10 protein-coding genes are annotated in these 14,228 nt (G+C 72.7%); 6 read left to right on the forward strand and 4 right to left on the reverse strand.

From position 1 onward, the window contains the following. The first annotated feature begins 58 nt into the window (after window positions 1-58). Window positions 59-1,333: a hypothetical protein gene (locus ACH45N_RS26500; protein WP_397399027.1), complete on the forward strand. Its 1,275-nt coding sequence runs from the start codon at window positions 59-61 to the stop codon at window positions 1,331-1,333. A 7-nt stretch (window positions 1,334-1,340) separates the two neighbouring features. Here ACH45N_RS26500 and ACH45N_RS26505 read toward each other — a convergent pair whose 3' ends face one another. Further along, a complete protein-coding gene (locus tag ACH45N_RS26505) occupies window positions 1,341-3,158 on the reverse strand; it encodes a serine/threonine-protein kinase (RefSeq protein ID WP_397399029.1) in 1,818 nt (605 codons plus the stop codon). Window positions 3,159-3,217: 59 nt separating this feature from the next. Next, the gene (dusB, locus tag ACH45N_RS26510) at window positions 3,218-4,468 is read right to left on the reverse strand and encodes a tRNA dihydrouridine synthase DusB (RefSeq protein ID WP_397399031.1); all 1,251 of its coding nucleotides are present in this window, start codon (window positions 4,466-4,468) and stop codon (window positions 3,218-3,220) included. A 211-nt stretch (window positions 4,469-4,679) separates the two neighbouring features. On the opposite strand from dusB, the gene ACH45N_RS26515 reads away from it, so the two are divergent. Both ACH45N_RS26515 and ACH45N_RS26520 read left to right on the forward strand, forming a co-directional pair. After that, window positions 4,680-6,122: a basic amino acid/polyamine antiporter gene (locus ACH45N_RS26515; RefSeq protein WP_397399033.1), complete on the forward strand. Its 1,443-nt coding sequence runs from the start codon at window positions 4,680-4,682 to the stop codon at window positions 6,120-6,122. Between the two features lie 10 nt (window positions 6,123-6,132). Further along, complete coding sequence (locus ACH45N_RS26520; RefSeq protein WP_397399035.1) at window positions 6,133-7,419, forward strand: arginine deiminase; 1,287 nt, start codon at window positions 6,133-6,135, stop codon at window positions 7,417-7,419. Between the two features lie 16 nt (window positions 7,420-7,435). On the opposite strand, the gene ACH45N_RS26525 is transcribed toward ACH45N_RS26520, so the two are convergent. Together ACH45N_RS26525 and ACH45N_RS26530 are read right to left on the reverse strand one after the other, a co-directional pair. After that, a complete protein-coding gene (locus tag ACH45N_RS26525; RefSeq protein WP_397399037.1) occupies window positions 7,436-9,205 on the reverse strand; it encodes a glycoside hydrolase family 13 protein in 1,770 nt (589 codons plus the stop codon). Between the two features lie 134 nt (window positions 9,206-9,339). Beyond that, window positions 9,340-10,389: a LacI family DNA-binding transcriptional regulator gene (locus tag ACH45N_RS26530; RefSeq protein ID WP_397399039.1), complete on the reverse strand. Its 1,050-nt coding sequence runs from the start codon at window positions 10,387-10,389 to the stop codon at window positions 9,340-9,342. Between the two features lie 160 nt (window positions 10,390-10,549). Between ACH45N_RS26530 and ACH45N_RS26535 the strand changes: the two genes are divergently transcribed. The 3 genes from ACH45N_RS26535 to ACH45N_RS26545 are packed head-to-tail and all read left to right on the forward strand — an operon-like array spanning window position 10,550 to window position 14,225. Then, window positions 10,550-11,773 carry an extracellular solute-binding protein gene (locus ACH45N_RS26535; RefSeq protein ID WP_397399041.1) on the forward strand — a complete coding sequence of 408 codons (1,224 nt, stop codon included), beginning with the start codon at window positions 10,550-10,552 and terminating at the stop codon, window positions 11,771-11,773. Further along, window positions 11,773-13,341, forward strand: a complete 1,569-nt coding sequence (locus ACH45N_RS26540) for an ABC transporter permease subunit (protein ID WP_397399043.1) — start codon at window positions 11,773-11,775, stop codon at window positions 13,339-13,341. The genes ACH45N_RS26535 and ACH45N_RS26540 overlap by 1 nt, the downstream gene beginning before the upstream one ends. Further along, window positions 13,341-14,225: a sugar ABC transporter permease gene (locus tag ACH45N_RS26545; protein WP_397399045.1), complete on the forward strand. Its 885-nt coding sequence runs from the start codon at window positions 13,341-13,343 to the stop codon at window positions 14,223-14,225. The genes ACH45N_RS26540 and ACH45N_RS26545 overlap by 1 nt, the downstream gene beginning before the upstream one ends. Window positions 14,226-14,228 lie beyond the last annotated feature (3 nt).

Genomic DNA, 14,228 nt, shown 5'->3' on the forward strand with positions numbered 1-14,228 from the left:
ATCCACAATGGCGCCTCATGGCCCAGCGCGATAGATGTTCGTGCCGAATGATATCCCTATGACTTCACCACGTCGGTCCACGCCGACCACCTCCGCCGTCGGCCCGCTCGGCGGGCTGAGCCTGCGTGACCGGCTCGACCTCGCGGCCCGGCTCGCCGGGCGCCTGGTCGCCCACGTGCTGCGGCCCGCCAACGCGAACGCCGTCGAGCGCCTCGTCGGGTACGTCCGGTCCGAGTCGGTCGTGCCCGCGGACGAGGTCGACCCCGAGCGGTACGCCGCCGTCACCCGGGACTGCGCGACGGACCTGCTGGTCCACGCCGGACCGCGGGAGGAGCGCGCGTCCCTGGTCCGCCGGCTCCTCGGCGACGCTCCGTCGGGCACGGTCCACGGACCCGGCGCGGGCCCGGAGGACGACGGCACCGACCCCGCCGGCCTCGCCCTCGACGCCGCCGAGCGTGCGCTCCTGGAGCAGTGGCACGACGGCGGGGTGCTCGGGCACTTCATCGTGACCGACCTGGTGGACGAGCACGTGGTGCTGCACAACCTGGAGGACGACCTGGACTACCGGGTCTTCACGGGACACTCCGAGATCCGGGCGGACGCCCTCGTGCCCGGCCTGCCCCTGTCCGGGCGCGTGCTGCCCGTCGGCGCGGTCTGGGTCTTCGCGAGCACGCCGGCGGTCTTCCCGCCGGACGCCGTGGAGGGGGTCGTGCACGGCGTCGTGGCCCTGCTGACGTCCTCGCCGTCCCCGGCCTTCCGCAACCCGCGCACGCTGGCCCGCGCCCGCGAGCTCGTCGCCGACCACCACCGGGCCTTCCTCGACCTCTTCGGGGACGTCGTGGTCGAGGGCACCGCGTCGCACGTCGTGGACTGCTGCCTGCGGTTCAAGGCCCGGGTCGGGGCGCCCGCCGAGGAGTTCGCGCTGCTCGGCGCGCTCCGCGACGAGCGCTGGCTGCCCGATGACGCCGCCGACCCCGACGACGCGACGTTCGCCCTGGTGCACCACCCAGTCAAGGGGCTGCGGCTGCTCGACTGGTACGCGCAGCTCCGCGACGTGCACACGGCGCCGCTCCTGCCGTGGAAGCCGCGGCGGCTCGCGCAGGTACTGGCCGACCCGGACGCGCCGTCGTGGGTGCTGGCCCTGCTCGCCGAGCGCCACCCGGACCACCTGGACGCGCTGTACCGGGCGGCGTCCGGCCGCCCCGGCCTCACCTGGGCGCGGGACGGCGCGGCGCTGCTGCGGGACCGCGAGCCGGCGCCCGGCCGGGACGAGCCGGGGATCGTCATGGCGGCGTCGATCATGGGCCGGGTCCCGCCGCCGGGCTGGTCGTGAGGCGAGGTCAGCCGGCGGGCTCCCACTTGTTCGGCAGGACGAAGTTCGTGGAGAACTCGGCCGTCCGGTAGCCGTCCCGCTCCGCCGTCACCGTCACGCGGGCCTCGTGGCCGGCGCGGCCACCCCCGACCCAGATGCGCTGGCTGGGCGTGTAGTTGCCCCACCTGATGGTCTCGTCGGCGGTGAGGTCCACCCAGGAGTACGTGTACGTGACCTCCGGGCTCTGGTCGAACTCGCAGTGGGCGAACCAGCCAGAGTTCACCTCGCCCGGGCTCAGGCGCACCGAGCAGCTCGGCCGCGGCACGTCGGGCTGGGGCACCGTGCCGGTGGCGTTGGAGAGCACCGCGGCCTCGGCGTACCCCGACCGGACGGCGGTCAGCCGGACCTGGACGGGCTTGCCCACGTCGCCGAGCGCGACGGTGTAGCTGCACGACCCGAGGTTGTCCCGCTCCTCGCCCCCGATGCTCCACACGCAGGTGCTGCTGGCCGGCTGCGGCGTCCAGTTCTTCGGCCATGCGGTGATCTTCTGGCCCACCGCGACCTCCGCCGGGATCGACACGGTGCCCGGCCGGAACCGGGTGAGGACGGCGTCCTGCTCCTCGACGGCCCCGTCGTCCGGCTCGTCGACGGGGGCGGCCGGGGCGCTGGGCGACATCGACGGCTCCTTCGACGGCTCCGTGGCGCTCGGGCTGGGGCTGGGGCTGGGTGTGCCGGAGGGCTCCGCGGGCGCGGACTCCTCGGCCTGGAGCGTGCTGCCCGTGCTGGGCGTGTCGTCCGGGCCCAGGAGGTGCACCAGGGCCGCCGCGGCCCCGCCGCCGGCCAGCACCAGGCCGAGCGCGACCAGGCCGGTCAGGACCCGGCGCCGCGCCTTGCCCGGCGCCGTCGCCTCCGGGCTGTCCGGGTCCGGCGCTTGCTCCCCGCCCAGCACCGTGTCCGCGCCGGCCAGGCCGGCGCCCGTCAGGCCGGTGACCTCGGCCTCGACGAGGGGCAGGGGGGCGACCGAGGCGAGCACCGCCGCCGTCGTCGGGCGCGCGGCCGGGTCCTTGGCCAGGCACGCGGTCACCAGACCGCGCAGGCCGGGCGGCACGGTGTCGAGGGCAGGCGGCTCGTGCACGATCCGGTAGGTGACCGTCGCCAGGCTGCCCGTCCCGAACGGCGGGGTGCCGGTCGCCGCGAGGTGGGCGACGGCGCCGAGCGACCACACGTCGGTGGCGGCGGTGACGGCCTCGCCGCGGGCCTGCTCGGGCGACATGAACTGGGGTGTGCCCGGCTGGACGCCGGTCGTGGTCAGCGAGGTGGCGTCGGAGTCGGCGACCACGCCCAGGTCGATCAGCACCGGCCCGTCGGGGCCGAGCAGCACGTTCGTGGGCTTCACGTCGCGGTGGACGAGCCCCTGGCGGTGGATCGCGTCGAGGGCCTCCGCGAGACCGGCGACGAGCTCGCGGACGGCCTCCTCGGGCAGGCTCCCCAGCTCGGTGATGGCCTGCGCCAGGGTGGGCCCCGGTACGTGCTCCGTGGCGAGCCAGGGCGTGGGCGCGTCGACGTCGAAGTCGACGACGGCGGCCGTGCGGTGGCTGCGCAGCCGTGTCGCGGCCGACACCTCGCGGCGGAACCGGGTGCGGAACTCGCTCTCACCCGTGCGCTCCGGGTGGATCACCTTGATCGCGAGCAGGCGGCCGCTGCGGGTCGCCCCGAGGTACACCACACCCATGCCGCCCTGACCCAGCCGGCCGCGGATCTCGTAGCCGCCGATCTCGGGCGGGTCGTCGGCCGTGGGGGGCTTGACCTCGGGTACTCGGACACGTCGGACCACGGCGGACAGCACTGAAGGAGCGTATCGGACGTGGTCGGCTTCACCCGCCGCGGGGGGAGTTCGACCCGCCGTCAGCCGCCGCTGACGCTCAGCTCCGCCTCACGGAGCCTGGCCTCGAACTCCTCGGACAGCTCGCGGGAGTCGAGCCAGCCGTACGGCAGGTGCGGGGTCTTGGGGGAGCCGGCGCGGCCGCGCGGGCCCTCCGCGTCGTCCCCGGGGTACGGGGCGTCCAGGTCCAGGGCGTCGAGCCGCTCGCGCAGCTCGGCCAGGGTGTCGATCAGCGCGAGGGAGTGCCGCTTCTCGCCGCCCACGGCATAGCCCTTGAGGTACCACGCCATGTGCTTGCGCAGGTCGCGCATGGCCTTGCCCTCGTCGCCGTCGAAGTACTCGACCATGAGCAGGCCGTGCCGGTAGATCGTGTCGGCGACCTCGCGCAGGCCGGGCCGGATCCGCAGGTCCGAGCCGTTGAACGCGGCGGCGAGGTCGGCGAACAGCCAGGGGCGGCCCTGGCAGCCCCGGCCGACGACGACGCCGTCGGCGCCGGTCTCCTCGACCATCCGCAGCGCGTCCTCGGCGGACCAGATGTCGCCGTTGCCGAGCACCGGCACCGTCCGCACGGCCTCCTTGAGGCGCGCGACGGCCTCCCACTCGGCCTGGCCGGAGTAGTGCTGGGCGGCGGTCCGGGCGTGCAGCGCGACGGCGGCGGCGCCGAGCGACTCGGCGATGCGGCCCGCCTCCAGGTACGTGAGGTGGTCGTCGTCGATGCCCTTGCGCATCTTGACCGTCACGGGCACGCCGTGCGGCTCGGCGGCCTCGACCGCCGCCTTGACGATGTCCGTGAAGAGCTGCCGCTTCCACGGCAGGGCGGCCCCGCCGCCCTTGCGCGTCACCTTGGGCACGGGGCAGCCGAAGTTGAGGTCGACGTGGTCGGCGCGGTCCTCGCCCGCGATGATCTTCACGGCGGCACCCACGGTGGCCGGGTCCACGCCGTACACCTGCGCGGAGCGCGGCGTCTCGTCCGCGCCGAAGGTCACGATGCGCAGGGCCTCGACGTTGCGCTCCACCAGGGCGCGGCTGGTGACCATCTCCGCGACGTACAGGCCCGGGTCGAACCCGGCCGACCGCCCCGCCTCGCGGCACAGGGTGCGGAAGGCGCGGTTGGTCACGCCGGCCATCGGTGCGAGCACCACCGGCGTGCCCACGGTGAGGGGCCCGATCTGGAGGGGTGCGAGCACGGGCGAGCCCGGGCGCGCCGTGTCACCCGGACGGGTGGCGGCGTCGGGCAGCGGGGCGGAGCCGAGCAGGGAGGTCACGGGGTCCATTCTGACGCACGCCCGCCGGGACCCGCTGCGACGCGGACCACAGGGGGCCCGCCGGACGCCGCGGGGGGTGTGCAGAAGGCCGGGTCCGGCATCTTTTGCCGACGAGTTACCCCCGTGTATGTAATTGCTCTGCCGAAGCATCGAGGGGCGCGAGGCGACGGAGACACAAGCCGGGCGACCGGGCCGTGCACGACCGCATGGGGGTCTCGTGATGGCGCAGCAGTCGGAGAGCAGCACGCAGGGCCGCACGGCGAAGATCAGCGTGGCCACGCTCACCGCCATGGTGGTGGGCTCCATGGTCGGCGCGGGGGTCTTCTCGCTGCCCAGCCGGTTCGCGGGCGAGACCGGGGTGCTCGGGGCGCTGATCTCCTGGGCGGTGGCCGGCACCGGGATGCTGATGCTCGCCTTCGTCTTCCAGCGCCTGGCGATCCGCAAGCCCGACCTCGACTCCGGGGTCTACGCGTATGCGAAGGCGGGGTTCGGCGAGTACCTCGGCTTCTTCTCGGCGTTCGGGTACTGGGCGAGCGCCTGCGTCGGCAACGTCACCTACTGGATCCTCATCATGTCCACGCTGGGTGCGCTGCTGCCCGTGCTGGGCGAGGGCGACACCGTGGTCGCGTTCGTCGCGTCCTCGGCCTGCGTGTGGCTGTTCTACCTGCTCGTGCGCCGCGGCGTGAAGGAGGCGACGGCGATCAACCGCATCGTCACCGTCGCCAAGCTGGTGCCCATCATCGTGTTCGTGCTCATCTGCGTGTTCCTGCTGGACCCGCAGGTGCTCGCGGAGAACTTCCGGGGCTACGGCATCACCGGCCCGCTGTTCGAGCAGGTCCGCGGCACCATGCTGGCCACGGTGTTCGTCTTCCTCGGTGTGGAGGGCGCGAGCGTCTACTCGCGGCACGCGCGCCGCCGGGAGGACGTCGGACGGGCGACCGTCCTGGGCTTCCTCATGGTGCTCGCGATCTTCGCCTCCGTGACGATCGTGTCGTACGGGATCCTGCCGATGGAGGAGCTCGCCGACCTGCGCCAGCCGTCGATGGCGGGCGTGCTGGAGGCGGCCGTCGGCGGCTGGGGCGCCGCGTTCGTGAGCGTCGGCCTGATCGTGTCGGTGCTCGGCGCCTATCTCGCCTGGACGCTCATGGCGTCCGAGGTGCTGTACGTCGCGGCCAAGGACCGGGACATGCCGCGGTTCCTCGCGGTGCAGGACGCGAACGACGTGCCCCGCGCCGCCCTCCTGCTGACGACCGCCCTGATCCAGGTGGTCCTCTTCGTCACGCTGCTCTCCGACGACGCCTTCACCTTCGCGCTCGACCTCACCAGCGCGCTGTCCCTCATCCCGTTCCTGCTGGCCGCGGGCTACGCGCTCAAGCTGGCGCTGGGCCGCGGGGGCCCGGCGGAGGGCAGCCGCACCACCGGTGACCTCGTCATCGCGACGCTGGCCGTGCTGTACACCGCGTTCCTGCTGTTCGCGGCGGGGCTGACGTTCGTGCTGCTGTCGTTCGTGATCTACGCCCCGGCGACCATCCTGTTCGCGATGACCCGGCGCGAGCAGGGCCGGCGCGTGTTCAGCCGGGGCGAGCTGGTGATCTTCGTCGTGTCGGTGATCGGCGCGGTGATCGGCGTCGTCGCGCTCGCCACGGGCGCGATCTCCATCTGAAAGGGGCACCATGACGATCCAGAGCGGCGGCACGAACCTGCCTTCGGCGGCCTACGGCGTGCACTCGGAGGTCGGACGCCTGCGCAAGGTGCTGGTCTGCCGGCCCGGGCTCGCGCACCGGCGCCTGACGCCCACCAACTCGGACGACCTGCTGTTCGACGACGTGCTGTGGGTGGACCGGGCGATCGAGCACCACGCCGCGTTCGTCGCGGACCTGCGCGCGCGCGACGTCGACGTGGTCGAGCTGCACGACGTCCTCGCCGCGACCCTGCGGGTGCCCGGGGCCCGGGACTGGCTGCTGGACCGCAAGATCGTGCCCGGCATCGTCGGGCCGGGGCTGATCGACGCGACCCGCGGGTTCCTCGAGGGGCTCGCGCCGGAGCAGCTCGCCGAGTACCTGATCGGCGGCCTGGCCACCGACGACGTGCCCGACCTGCCCGCCGCCCACCGGTCCCTCGCCGAGTACACGCTGGACGCCCGGGAGTACCTGATGGCCCCGGTCCCCAACACCCTGTTCACGCGCGACACCACCTGCTGGCTCTACGGCGGCGTGACGCTCAACCCGCTGTACTGGCAGGCCCGGCACGACGAGACGCTGCTGATGAAGGCCGTCTACGAGTTCCACCCGGACTTCGTGGGGTCCACCGTCTGGTGGGGCGACCCCGAGACCGACCACCAGCGGGCCACGCTGGAGGGCGGCGACGTCATGCCCGTGGGCAACGGCACCGTGCTGGTGGGCATGAGCGAGCGGACCTCTCGGCAGGCGATCACGCAGGTCGCCGCGGCCCTGTTCGAGGGTGGTGCGGCGCAGCAGGTGGTCGTCGCGGGCATGCCCAAGCTGCGCTCGGCGATGCACCTGGACACCGTCATGACCTTCGCCGACGTCGACACCGTGACCGTCTACCCGCGCATCGTCGAGGCGATCCACGCGTTCGTGCTGCGGCCGGGCGTCCCGTCGACAGGCTCAGGCCGGCGCGTCGGGGAGGTGGCCGTCACGGACGAGGGCAGCACCCCGTTCCTCGACGTCGTCGCCCGCGAGACCGGGCTCGGCACGCTGCGCGTGATCGAGACCGGCGGCGACGTCTACGAGTCCGAGCGGCAGCAGTGGGACAGCGGCAACAACGCCGTCGCGGTGGAGCCGGGCGTCGTCTTCACCTACGACCGGAACACCACCACGAACGACCTGCTGCGCAAGGCCGGCATCGAGGTCATCGAGATCATGGGCGCCGAGCTGGGACGGGGCCGCGGTGGCGGGCACTGCATGACGTGCCCGATCATCCGCGACCCCGCCTTCTGAGCCGGGCCCGGAGGAGTCAGGCGCGCAGCCAGACCGTCGTGTCCGAGGGCAGCTCGCCCGAGTCCTCGTCGAGCTCGCCCGAGGCGACCAGCACCTGCGCCCCGGCGGGCAACGTGAACGGCGTCGCGCCCAGGTTGGCGACCACGACGACGTCCGCCACCCGCAGGGCGACGACGTCCGGGTGGTCGGCCAGGGAGTCGACCCACGCGAGCGCGCCCGCGCCGAGGTTCTCCGACCGGCGCAGGCCGAGCGCCGCCCGGTACATCTCGTAGGTCGAGCCCTTGACGCCGTACTGCTGGTCGGCGGCGAGCTCGGCGTAGACGTCGGGCTGCGGCAGCCAGGTCCTGCCGGTGGGGCCGAACCCGTTGCCCGGCGCGCCCCCGACCCACGGCAGCGGCACGCGGCAGCCGTCGCGGCCCGGCTCGGTGCCGTTCGTGCGGAAGAACGACGGGTCCTGACGGACGTCGTCGGGCAGGGCGGTGTGGTCGGGCAGGCCGAGCTCCTCGCCCTGGTACAGGTACGCCGAGCCGGGCAGGCCGAGCATGAGCAGGGTCGCGGCGCGGGCGCGGCGCAGGCCGAGCGCGGCGTCGGGCTGCGGGTCGGTGGCGCCGATGCCGTTGAGCTGGCGCCCGCCGATCTCGTCCAGGCCGAAGCGCGAGGCGTGGCGCACCACGTCGTGGTTGGAGAGCACCCAGGTGGTGGGGGCGCCGACGGCCTCCATGGTGCTCAGCGAGGCGTTGACGACCGTACGCACCGTCGCCGCGTCCCACGGCGCCGTGAGGAACGAGAAGTTGAAGGCCTGGTGCATCTCGTCCGGGCGCACGTACCGGGCCAGGCGGCTCAGGGGCTCGACCCAGGCCTCGGCCACCAGGCAGCGGTCGCCGTCGTACTCGGCGAGCACCTTGTGCCAGGCGCGGTAGATGTCGTGCACGCCCTCCTGGTCGAACATCGGGCCGCGGTTGCCCGCGCCCGTGGAGCCGTCCTCGGGGGCGGCCGGGTCGGTCGCGCCCTCCTCGACGGTGCCCTCGACCATGGCGACCTGGCCGTCCCAGTCGGGCAGGCCGGCGGCCTTGATCATGCCGTGCGCGACGTCGACGCGGAACCCGTCCACACCCCGGTCGAGCCAGAACCGCAGCACGTCCTCGAACTCCGCGCGGACCTCGGGGTTGTCCCAGTTGAGGTCGGGCTGCGTGGAGTCGAACAGGTGCAGGTACCACTGCGGTCCGAGCGGACCGTCGTCCTCCCGCGGCGCCAGCCGCGTCCAGGCCGGGCCGCCGAAGATGGACTGCCAGTTGTTCGGCGCCTGGTCGCCGGCCGGGCCGCGGCCGTCGCGGAACATGTACCGCTCGCGCTCGGCCGAGCCGGGGGCGGCGGCCAGCGCCTCCTGGAACCAGGCGTGCTGGTCGGAGGAGTGGTTGGGCACGAGGTCGACGATGACCTTCAGGCCGCGCTCGTGGGCCCCGGCGAGCATCTCGTCGAAGTCGGCGAGCGTGCCGAACAGCGGGTCGATGTCGCGGTAGTCGGCCACGTCGTAGCCGGCGTCCTTCTGGGGCGAGCGGTAGAACGGGCTCAGCCACACGGCGTCGACGCCGAGCTGGGCCAGGTGGTCGAGCTTCGCGGTGACGCCCGGCAGGTCGCCGGTGCCGTCGCCGTTCCCGTCCGCGAACGAGCGCGGGTAGACCTGGTAGATCACCGCGTCACGCCACCACTCGCCGCTGCCGGCGGGGGTGTGGACGGGGGCTCCGGCGGTGAGGTCGGAGGTGGTGATCGGGGCAGTGCTTGTCACGTGTCGCGTCCTCAGGGGTCGGGAAAAGGGCTGTAACGCTTGCTGCAAGCGTACGGGAGGAATCGCGCCCGATCGGACAGTGTGCTGCGTCAGACAGCGGCCCCTCCGCCGTCAGGCCGTGCCGTACGGCGCCGTCAGCCGGCGGCGTGCGGTGCCGCGCCGGTGGAGCCACGCACCACCAGCTCGGGGGTGAACAGCAGCTCCGAGCGGGGCGCGCGCTCGCCGTGGATCTCGGTGAGCAGGGCGCTCACGGCCGCGTGCGCCATGTCGGCCACGGGCTGACGCACCGTCGTCAGTGGCGGGTCGGTGAACGCCACCAGGGGCGAGTCGTCGTAGCCGACGACGCTCACGTCGTCGGGCACGGACAGGCCGCGGGCGTGCGCGGCCCGCACCGCGCCGAGCGCCATCAGGTCGGACCCGCAGACCACGGCGGTGTGCCCGGAGTCGAACAGCTCGCCGGCCGCGGCCTGGCCGCCCTCCAGCGTGTAGAGCGTGAGGCTGACGTGCTTGCGCGCCTCCTCCTCGGTGGTCGCCAGGCCGTGCCGCAGGAGCTGGGCCACGAACGCCTCGATCTTGCGCTTGGCGGGCACGAACCGGTCCGGCCCGATGGCCATGCCGATGCTGCGGTGGCCCAGCGCCACCAGGTGCCGCACCGACAGCTCGATGCTCGCGCTGTCATCCGGCGAGACGAACGGGGCGTCGATGCCCTCGGCGTAGCCGTTGATGAGCACGATCGGCAGGCCGCGGCCGCGCAGGCGCTGGTAGCGCTCGGTCGAGGCCCGGGTGTCGGCGTGCTTGCCGGAGACGAAGACGATGCCGTCCACGGCGTGGTCGATGAGCGTCTCGACGTACTCGTCCTCGGTGGTGCCGCCCGGCGACTGGGTGCACAGCAGCGGCGTGTACCCGCGGGATGCGAGCTGCGACTCGATGGCCTGCGCGAACGCGGGGAACACCGGGTTGGACAGCTCGGGTACCACCAGGCCGATGAGGCCGGCGGGGCGGGCGCGCAGCGCGGACGGCCGCTCGTAGCCGAGCACGTCCAGGGCGGCGAGCACCGCCTGGCGGGTCTCGCCGGCCACGCCGGGCTTGCCGTTGAGCACGCGCGACACGGTCGCGGTGGAGACCCCTGCCTGTTCGGCGAGGTCGGTCAGTCGGGTGCGCACGCCAGGCAGCCTAGGCGACATGCGGTTCCTTCGTCCTGGGTGATTGCCGGGTGTCGGATGCCGGGTTGCAAGCGATGCTGAAACTTTATCGCAACTTCTTGCACAATCGGACGATGTGCCCGTACGGTTCGGGCATCGAAACCCAGGCCCGACGTCGGGCCGCGAACCATCGGGAGTGACGATGCGACGGAGCATCCTGACCGCCGCTGTCCTGACCACGACGCTGGCGCTGGCCGCCTGCTCGGGCGGCGCAGAGGATCAAGCAGGGGGCGAGGAGTCCGCCCCGCCGAGCGGGGAGGGCAGCACCCTGACCGTGTGGGTCGACGAGACCCGCCAGGCCGCCGTCGAGGACGCGGCCACCGGCTTCGAGGAGGCCACGGGCGCGCAGGTGGAGGTGGTCCTGAAGAACTTCGAGGACATCCGCCCCGACTTCCTGGCCCAGGTGCCCACGGGCAAGGGCCCGGACATCACCGTCGGCGCCCACGACTGGCTGGGTGAGCTCACGACCAACGGCGTCGTGGCCCCGATCGAGCTCGGCGACACCGCCGATGCCTTCGAGCCCGTCTCGGTCTCGGCGTTCACCCAGGACGGCCAGGTCTACGGCCTGCCCTACGCCGTGGAGAACATCGCGCTGATCCGCAACACGGAGCTCGCGCCCGAGGCGCCCGCCACGTGGGACGACGCGATCGCGGCCGGCAAGGACGCCGGCACCAAGTACCCGCTGCTGATCCAGACCTCGACCGAGGGCGACCCGTACACGTTCTACCCGCTGCAGACCTCGTTCGGCGCTCCCGTGTTCGAGCAGAACGAGGACGGCTCGTACAAGCCCGAGCTCGCGCTGGGCGGCGAGGGCGGCACCGCGTTCGCCGAGTGGCTCGCCGAGCAGGGCGACGCCGGCAACCTGAGCACCGACGTCACCTACGACATCGCGCTGGCGGCCTTCGCCAAGGGCGAGTCGCCGTTCATCGTGGGCGGCCCCTGGATGCTGGAGTCGTTCGGCGACCTCGACCTGGCGATCGACCCGCTCCCGAGCGCCGGCGGCGAGCCCGCCCAGCCGTTCGTGGGCGTGGCCGGCTTCTACGTGAGCGCGCAGAGCGAGAACGCGCTGCTCGCCAACGACTTCCTGGTCAACTACATGGCCACCCCCGAGGCGCAGCTCGCCCTGTACGAGGCGGGCGACCGTCCGCCGGCCCTCATCGAGGCCGCCGACACCGCGTCCGAGGACCCGATCACCGCGGGCTTCCGCGCCGTCGGCGCCGACGCCGTCCCGATGCCGTCGCTGCCCGAGATGGGTGCCGTCTGGGCGTACTGGGGCGTGACCGAGGCCGCGATCATCTCCGGCAAGTCCGACCCGGCCAAGGCCTGGGACAAGATGGTCGCCGACATCCAGGGCGAGATCGGTTGATGTACTCACCCGTGACCCGGGGCTCCGGCCGCACCGGCTGGAGCCCCGGGTTTCTCGTCAAGCTCGTCCTGATCGCCCTGGTGGACGCCCTGGGCGTGTACGCCGTGCTGGCCGCGTGGGGCGCCGAGTCCTGGGGCGTGCTGGCCGCGATGGTGGCGCTGCTGCTCGTGGCCAACTGGGCGTACTTCTCCAAGCGCGCGCTGCCGCTGAAGTACATCCTGCCGGGCCTGGCCTTCCTGCTCGTCTACCAGGTGTACGTGGTGGCCTACACGGGCTACGTCGCGTTCACCAACTACGGCGACGGGCACAACAGCACCAAGGAGCAGGCCGTCGAGGCCCTCCTGGTGCAGAACGAGCGGCGGGTCGAGGGCTCGCCCTCCTCGCCGCTGACGGTCGTGGCCGACGGCGACACGCTCGGCTTCGCGATCGTCTCGCCCGACGGCGCGGTGGAGGCCGGCACGGCCGACGAGCCGCTGCAGGCCGTGGACGGCGCGACCGTCGACGCCGGCCGGGTCACCGCGCTGCCCGGCTACGACGTGCTGGAGTACGCCGCCGTCCTGGAGCGGCAGCAGGAGGTCACGAAGCTGCGCGTCCCCGTCTCGGACGACCCGAACGAGGGCTCGGTCCGCACGCAGGACGCCCGCACCGGCTACGTGTTCACGTCCACGCTGGAGTACGACGCGGCGTCGGACACCATGACCGACACGACCACCGGGGTGACGTACACGCCCAACGACGACGGCCAGTTCGAGGCCGCCGACGGCACCACGCTCCCCGTGGGCTGGCGCGTGCTGGTCGGGTTCGACAACTTCGTCACCGCGTTCGGCGACGACCGGTACGCCGGGCCGTTCGGCAAGATCCTGGTCTGGACGTTCGCGTTCGCCGTGCTCTCGGTGGCCTCGACGTTCCTGCTCGGCCTGTTCCTGGCGATCGCGTTCAACGACGCGCGCCTGCGCGGCCGCCGGATCTACCGGACGCTCGTGATCCTGCCGTACGCGATCCCCGGATTCCTCGCGGCCCTGCTGTGGTCGGGCATGCTGAACCGGTCCTACGGGTTCGTCAACGAGGTGCTCCTGGGCGGGGCGTCGATCCCGTGGCTCACCGACCCGGTGCTCGCCAAGCTGGCGGTGCTGGGCGTGAACCTGTGGCTCGGCTTCCCGTACATGTTCCTCATCTGCACGGGCGCGCTGCAGTCCCTGCCGACCGACGTGCTGGAGGCCGCGAAGATCGACGGCGCCGGCCGGTGGCGCACGTGGCGCTCGATCACGCTGCCGCTGCTCCTGGTCGCGACGGCGCCGCTGCTCATCTCGTCGTTCGCGTTCAACTTCAACAACTTCACGCTGATCTACATGCTCACGGGCGGCGGCCCGCGGTTCGACGACGCCTCGGTGCCGCTCGGCCACACCGACATCCTCATCTCGATGGTCTACTCGGTGTCCGGGCTCGACGGGACGGCGGCCAAGGACTACGGCCTGGCCAGTGCCCTGTCGATCGTGATCTTCGTCGTGGTCGCGACCATCTCCGCCCTCGCGTTCCGGCGCACCCGCTCGCTCGAGGAGATCGCCTGATGAGCCCCCGCACCGCACACGTCGCCCGCCGCCCCGGGCAGCGCGCCCGCTGGTTCTCCGAGATCGGCTGGCGGCACCTGGTCGGCATCCTCGCCGTGGCCTACGCGGGCTTCCCGCTGGTCTACGTCGTCTCCGCCTCGCTGGCTGACGGCGGCACCCTGACCGGCTCGAACGACCTGTTCGCGTCGGTGTCGGGGGCCAACTACGCGGCCCTGGCCGGCACGCGGTTCTGGACCTGGATGGCCAACACCCTGGTGGTGGCGGTCGCGACGGGCGCCGGGACCGTGCTCATGGGCGCGGCGGCCGCGTACGCCTTCTCGCGCTTCCGGTTCAGCGGACGCCGGATGGGGCTCACCGCCCTGCTCGTGATCCAGATGTTCCCGCAGATGCTCGCCTTCGTGGCGATCTTCCTGCTGCTCATCTCGCTCGGGAACGTGGTGCCGGGCCTGGGCCTGGACTCCAAGCTCTCGCTGATCTGCGTGTACCTGGGCGGCGCGCTCGGCGTGAACACGTTCCTCATGTACGGGTTCTTCAACACCGTGCCGCGCGAGATCGACGAGGCCGCGAAGATCGACGGCGCCTCGCACGCCCAGATCTACTGGACCATCGTGCTGCGCCTGACCGCGCCGATCCTCGCCGTGGTGGGGCTGCTCAGCTTCATCAGCACGTTCGGCGAGTTCATCATCGCGCGGGTGCTGCTCCAGTCGGAGGACAACTGGACGCTCGCCGTGGGCCTCTACGGCTGGGTGTCGTCGCTGCAGGACGCCAACTGGGGTCTGTTCACGGCGGGCGCCGTCGTCTCGGCGGTGCCGGTGCTCGCGCTGTTCCTGTTCCTGCAGAAGTACATCGTGGGCGGCCTGACGGCGGGCTCCGTCAAGGGGTGAGCC

Source organism: Promicromonospora sp. NPDC019610, assembly GCF_044389365.1.
Lineage (GTDB): Bacteria > Actinomycetota > Actinomycetes > Actinomycetales > Cellulomonadaceae > Promicromonospora.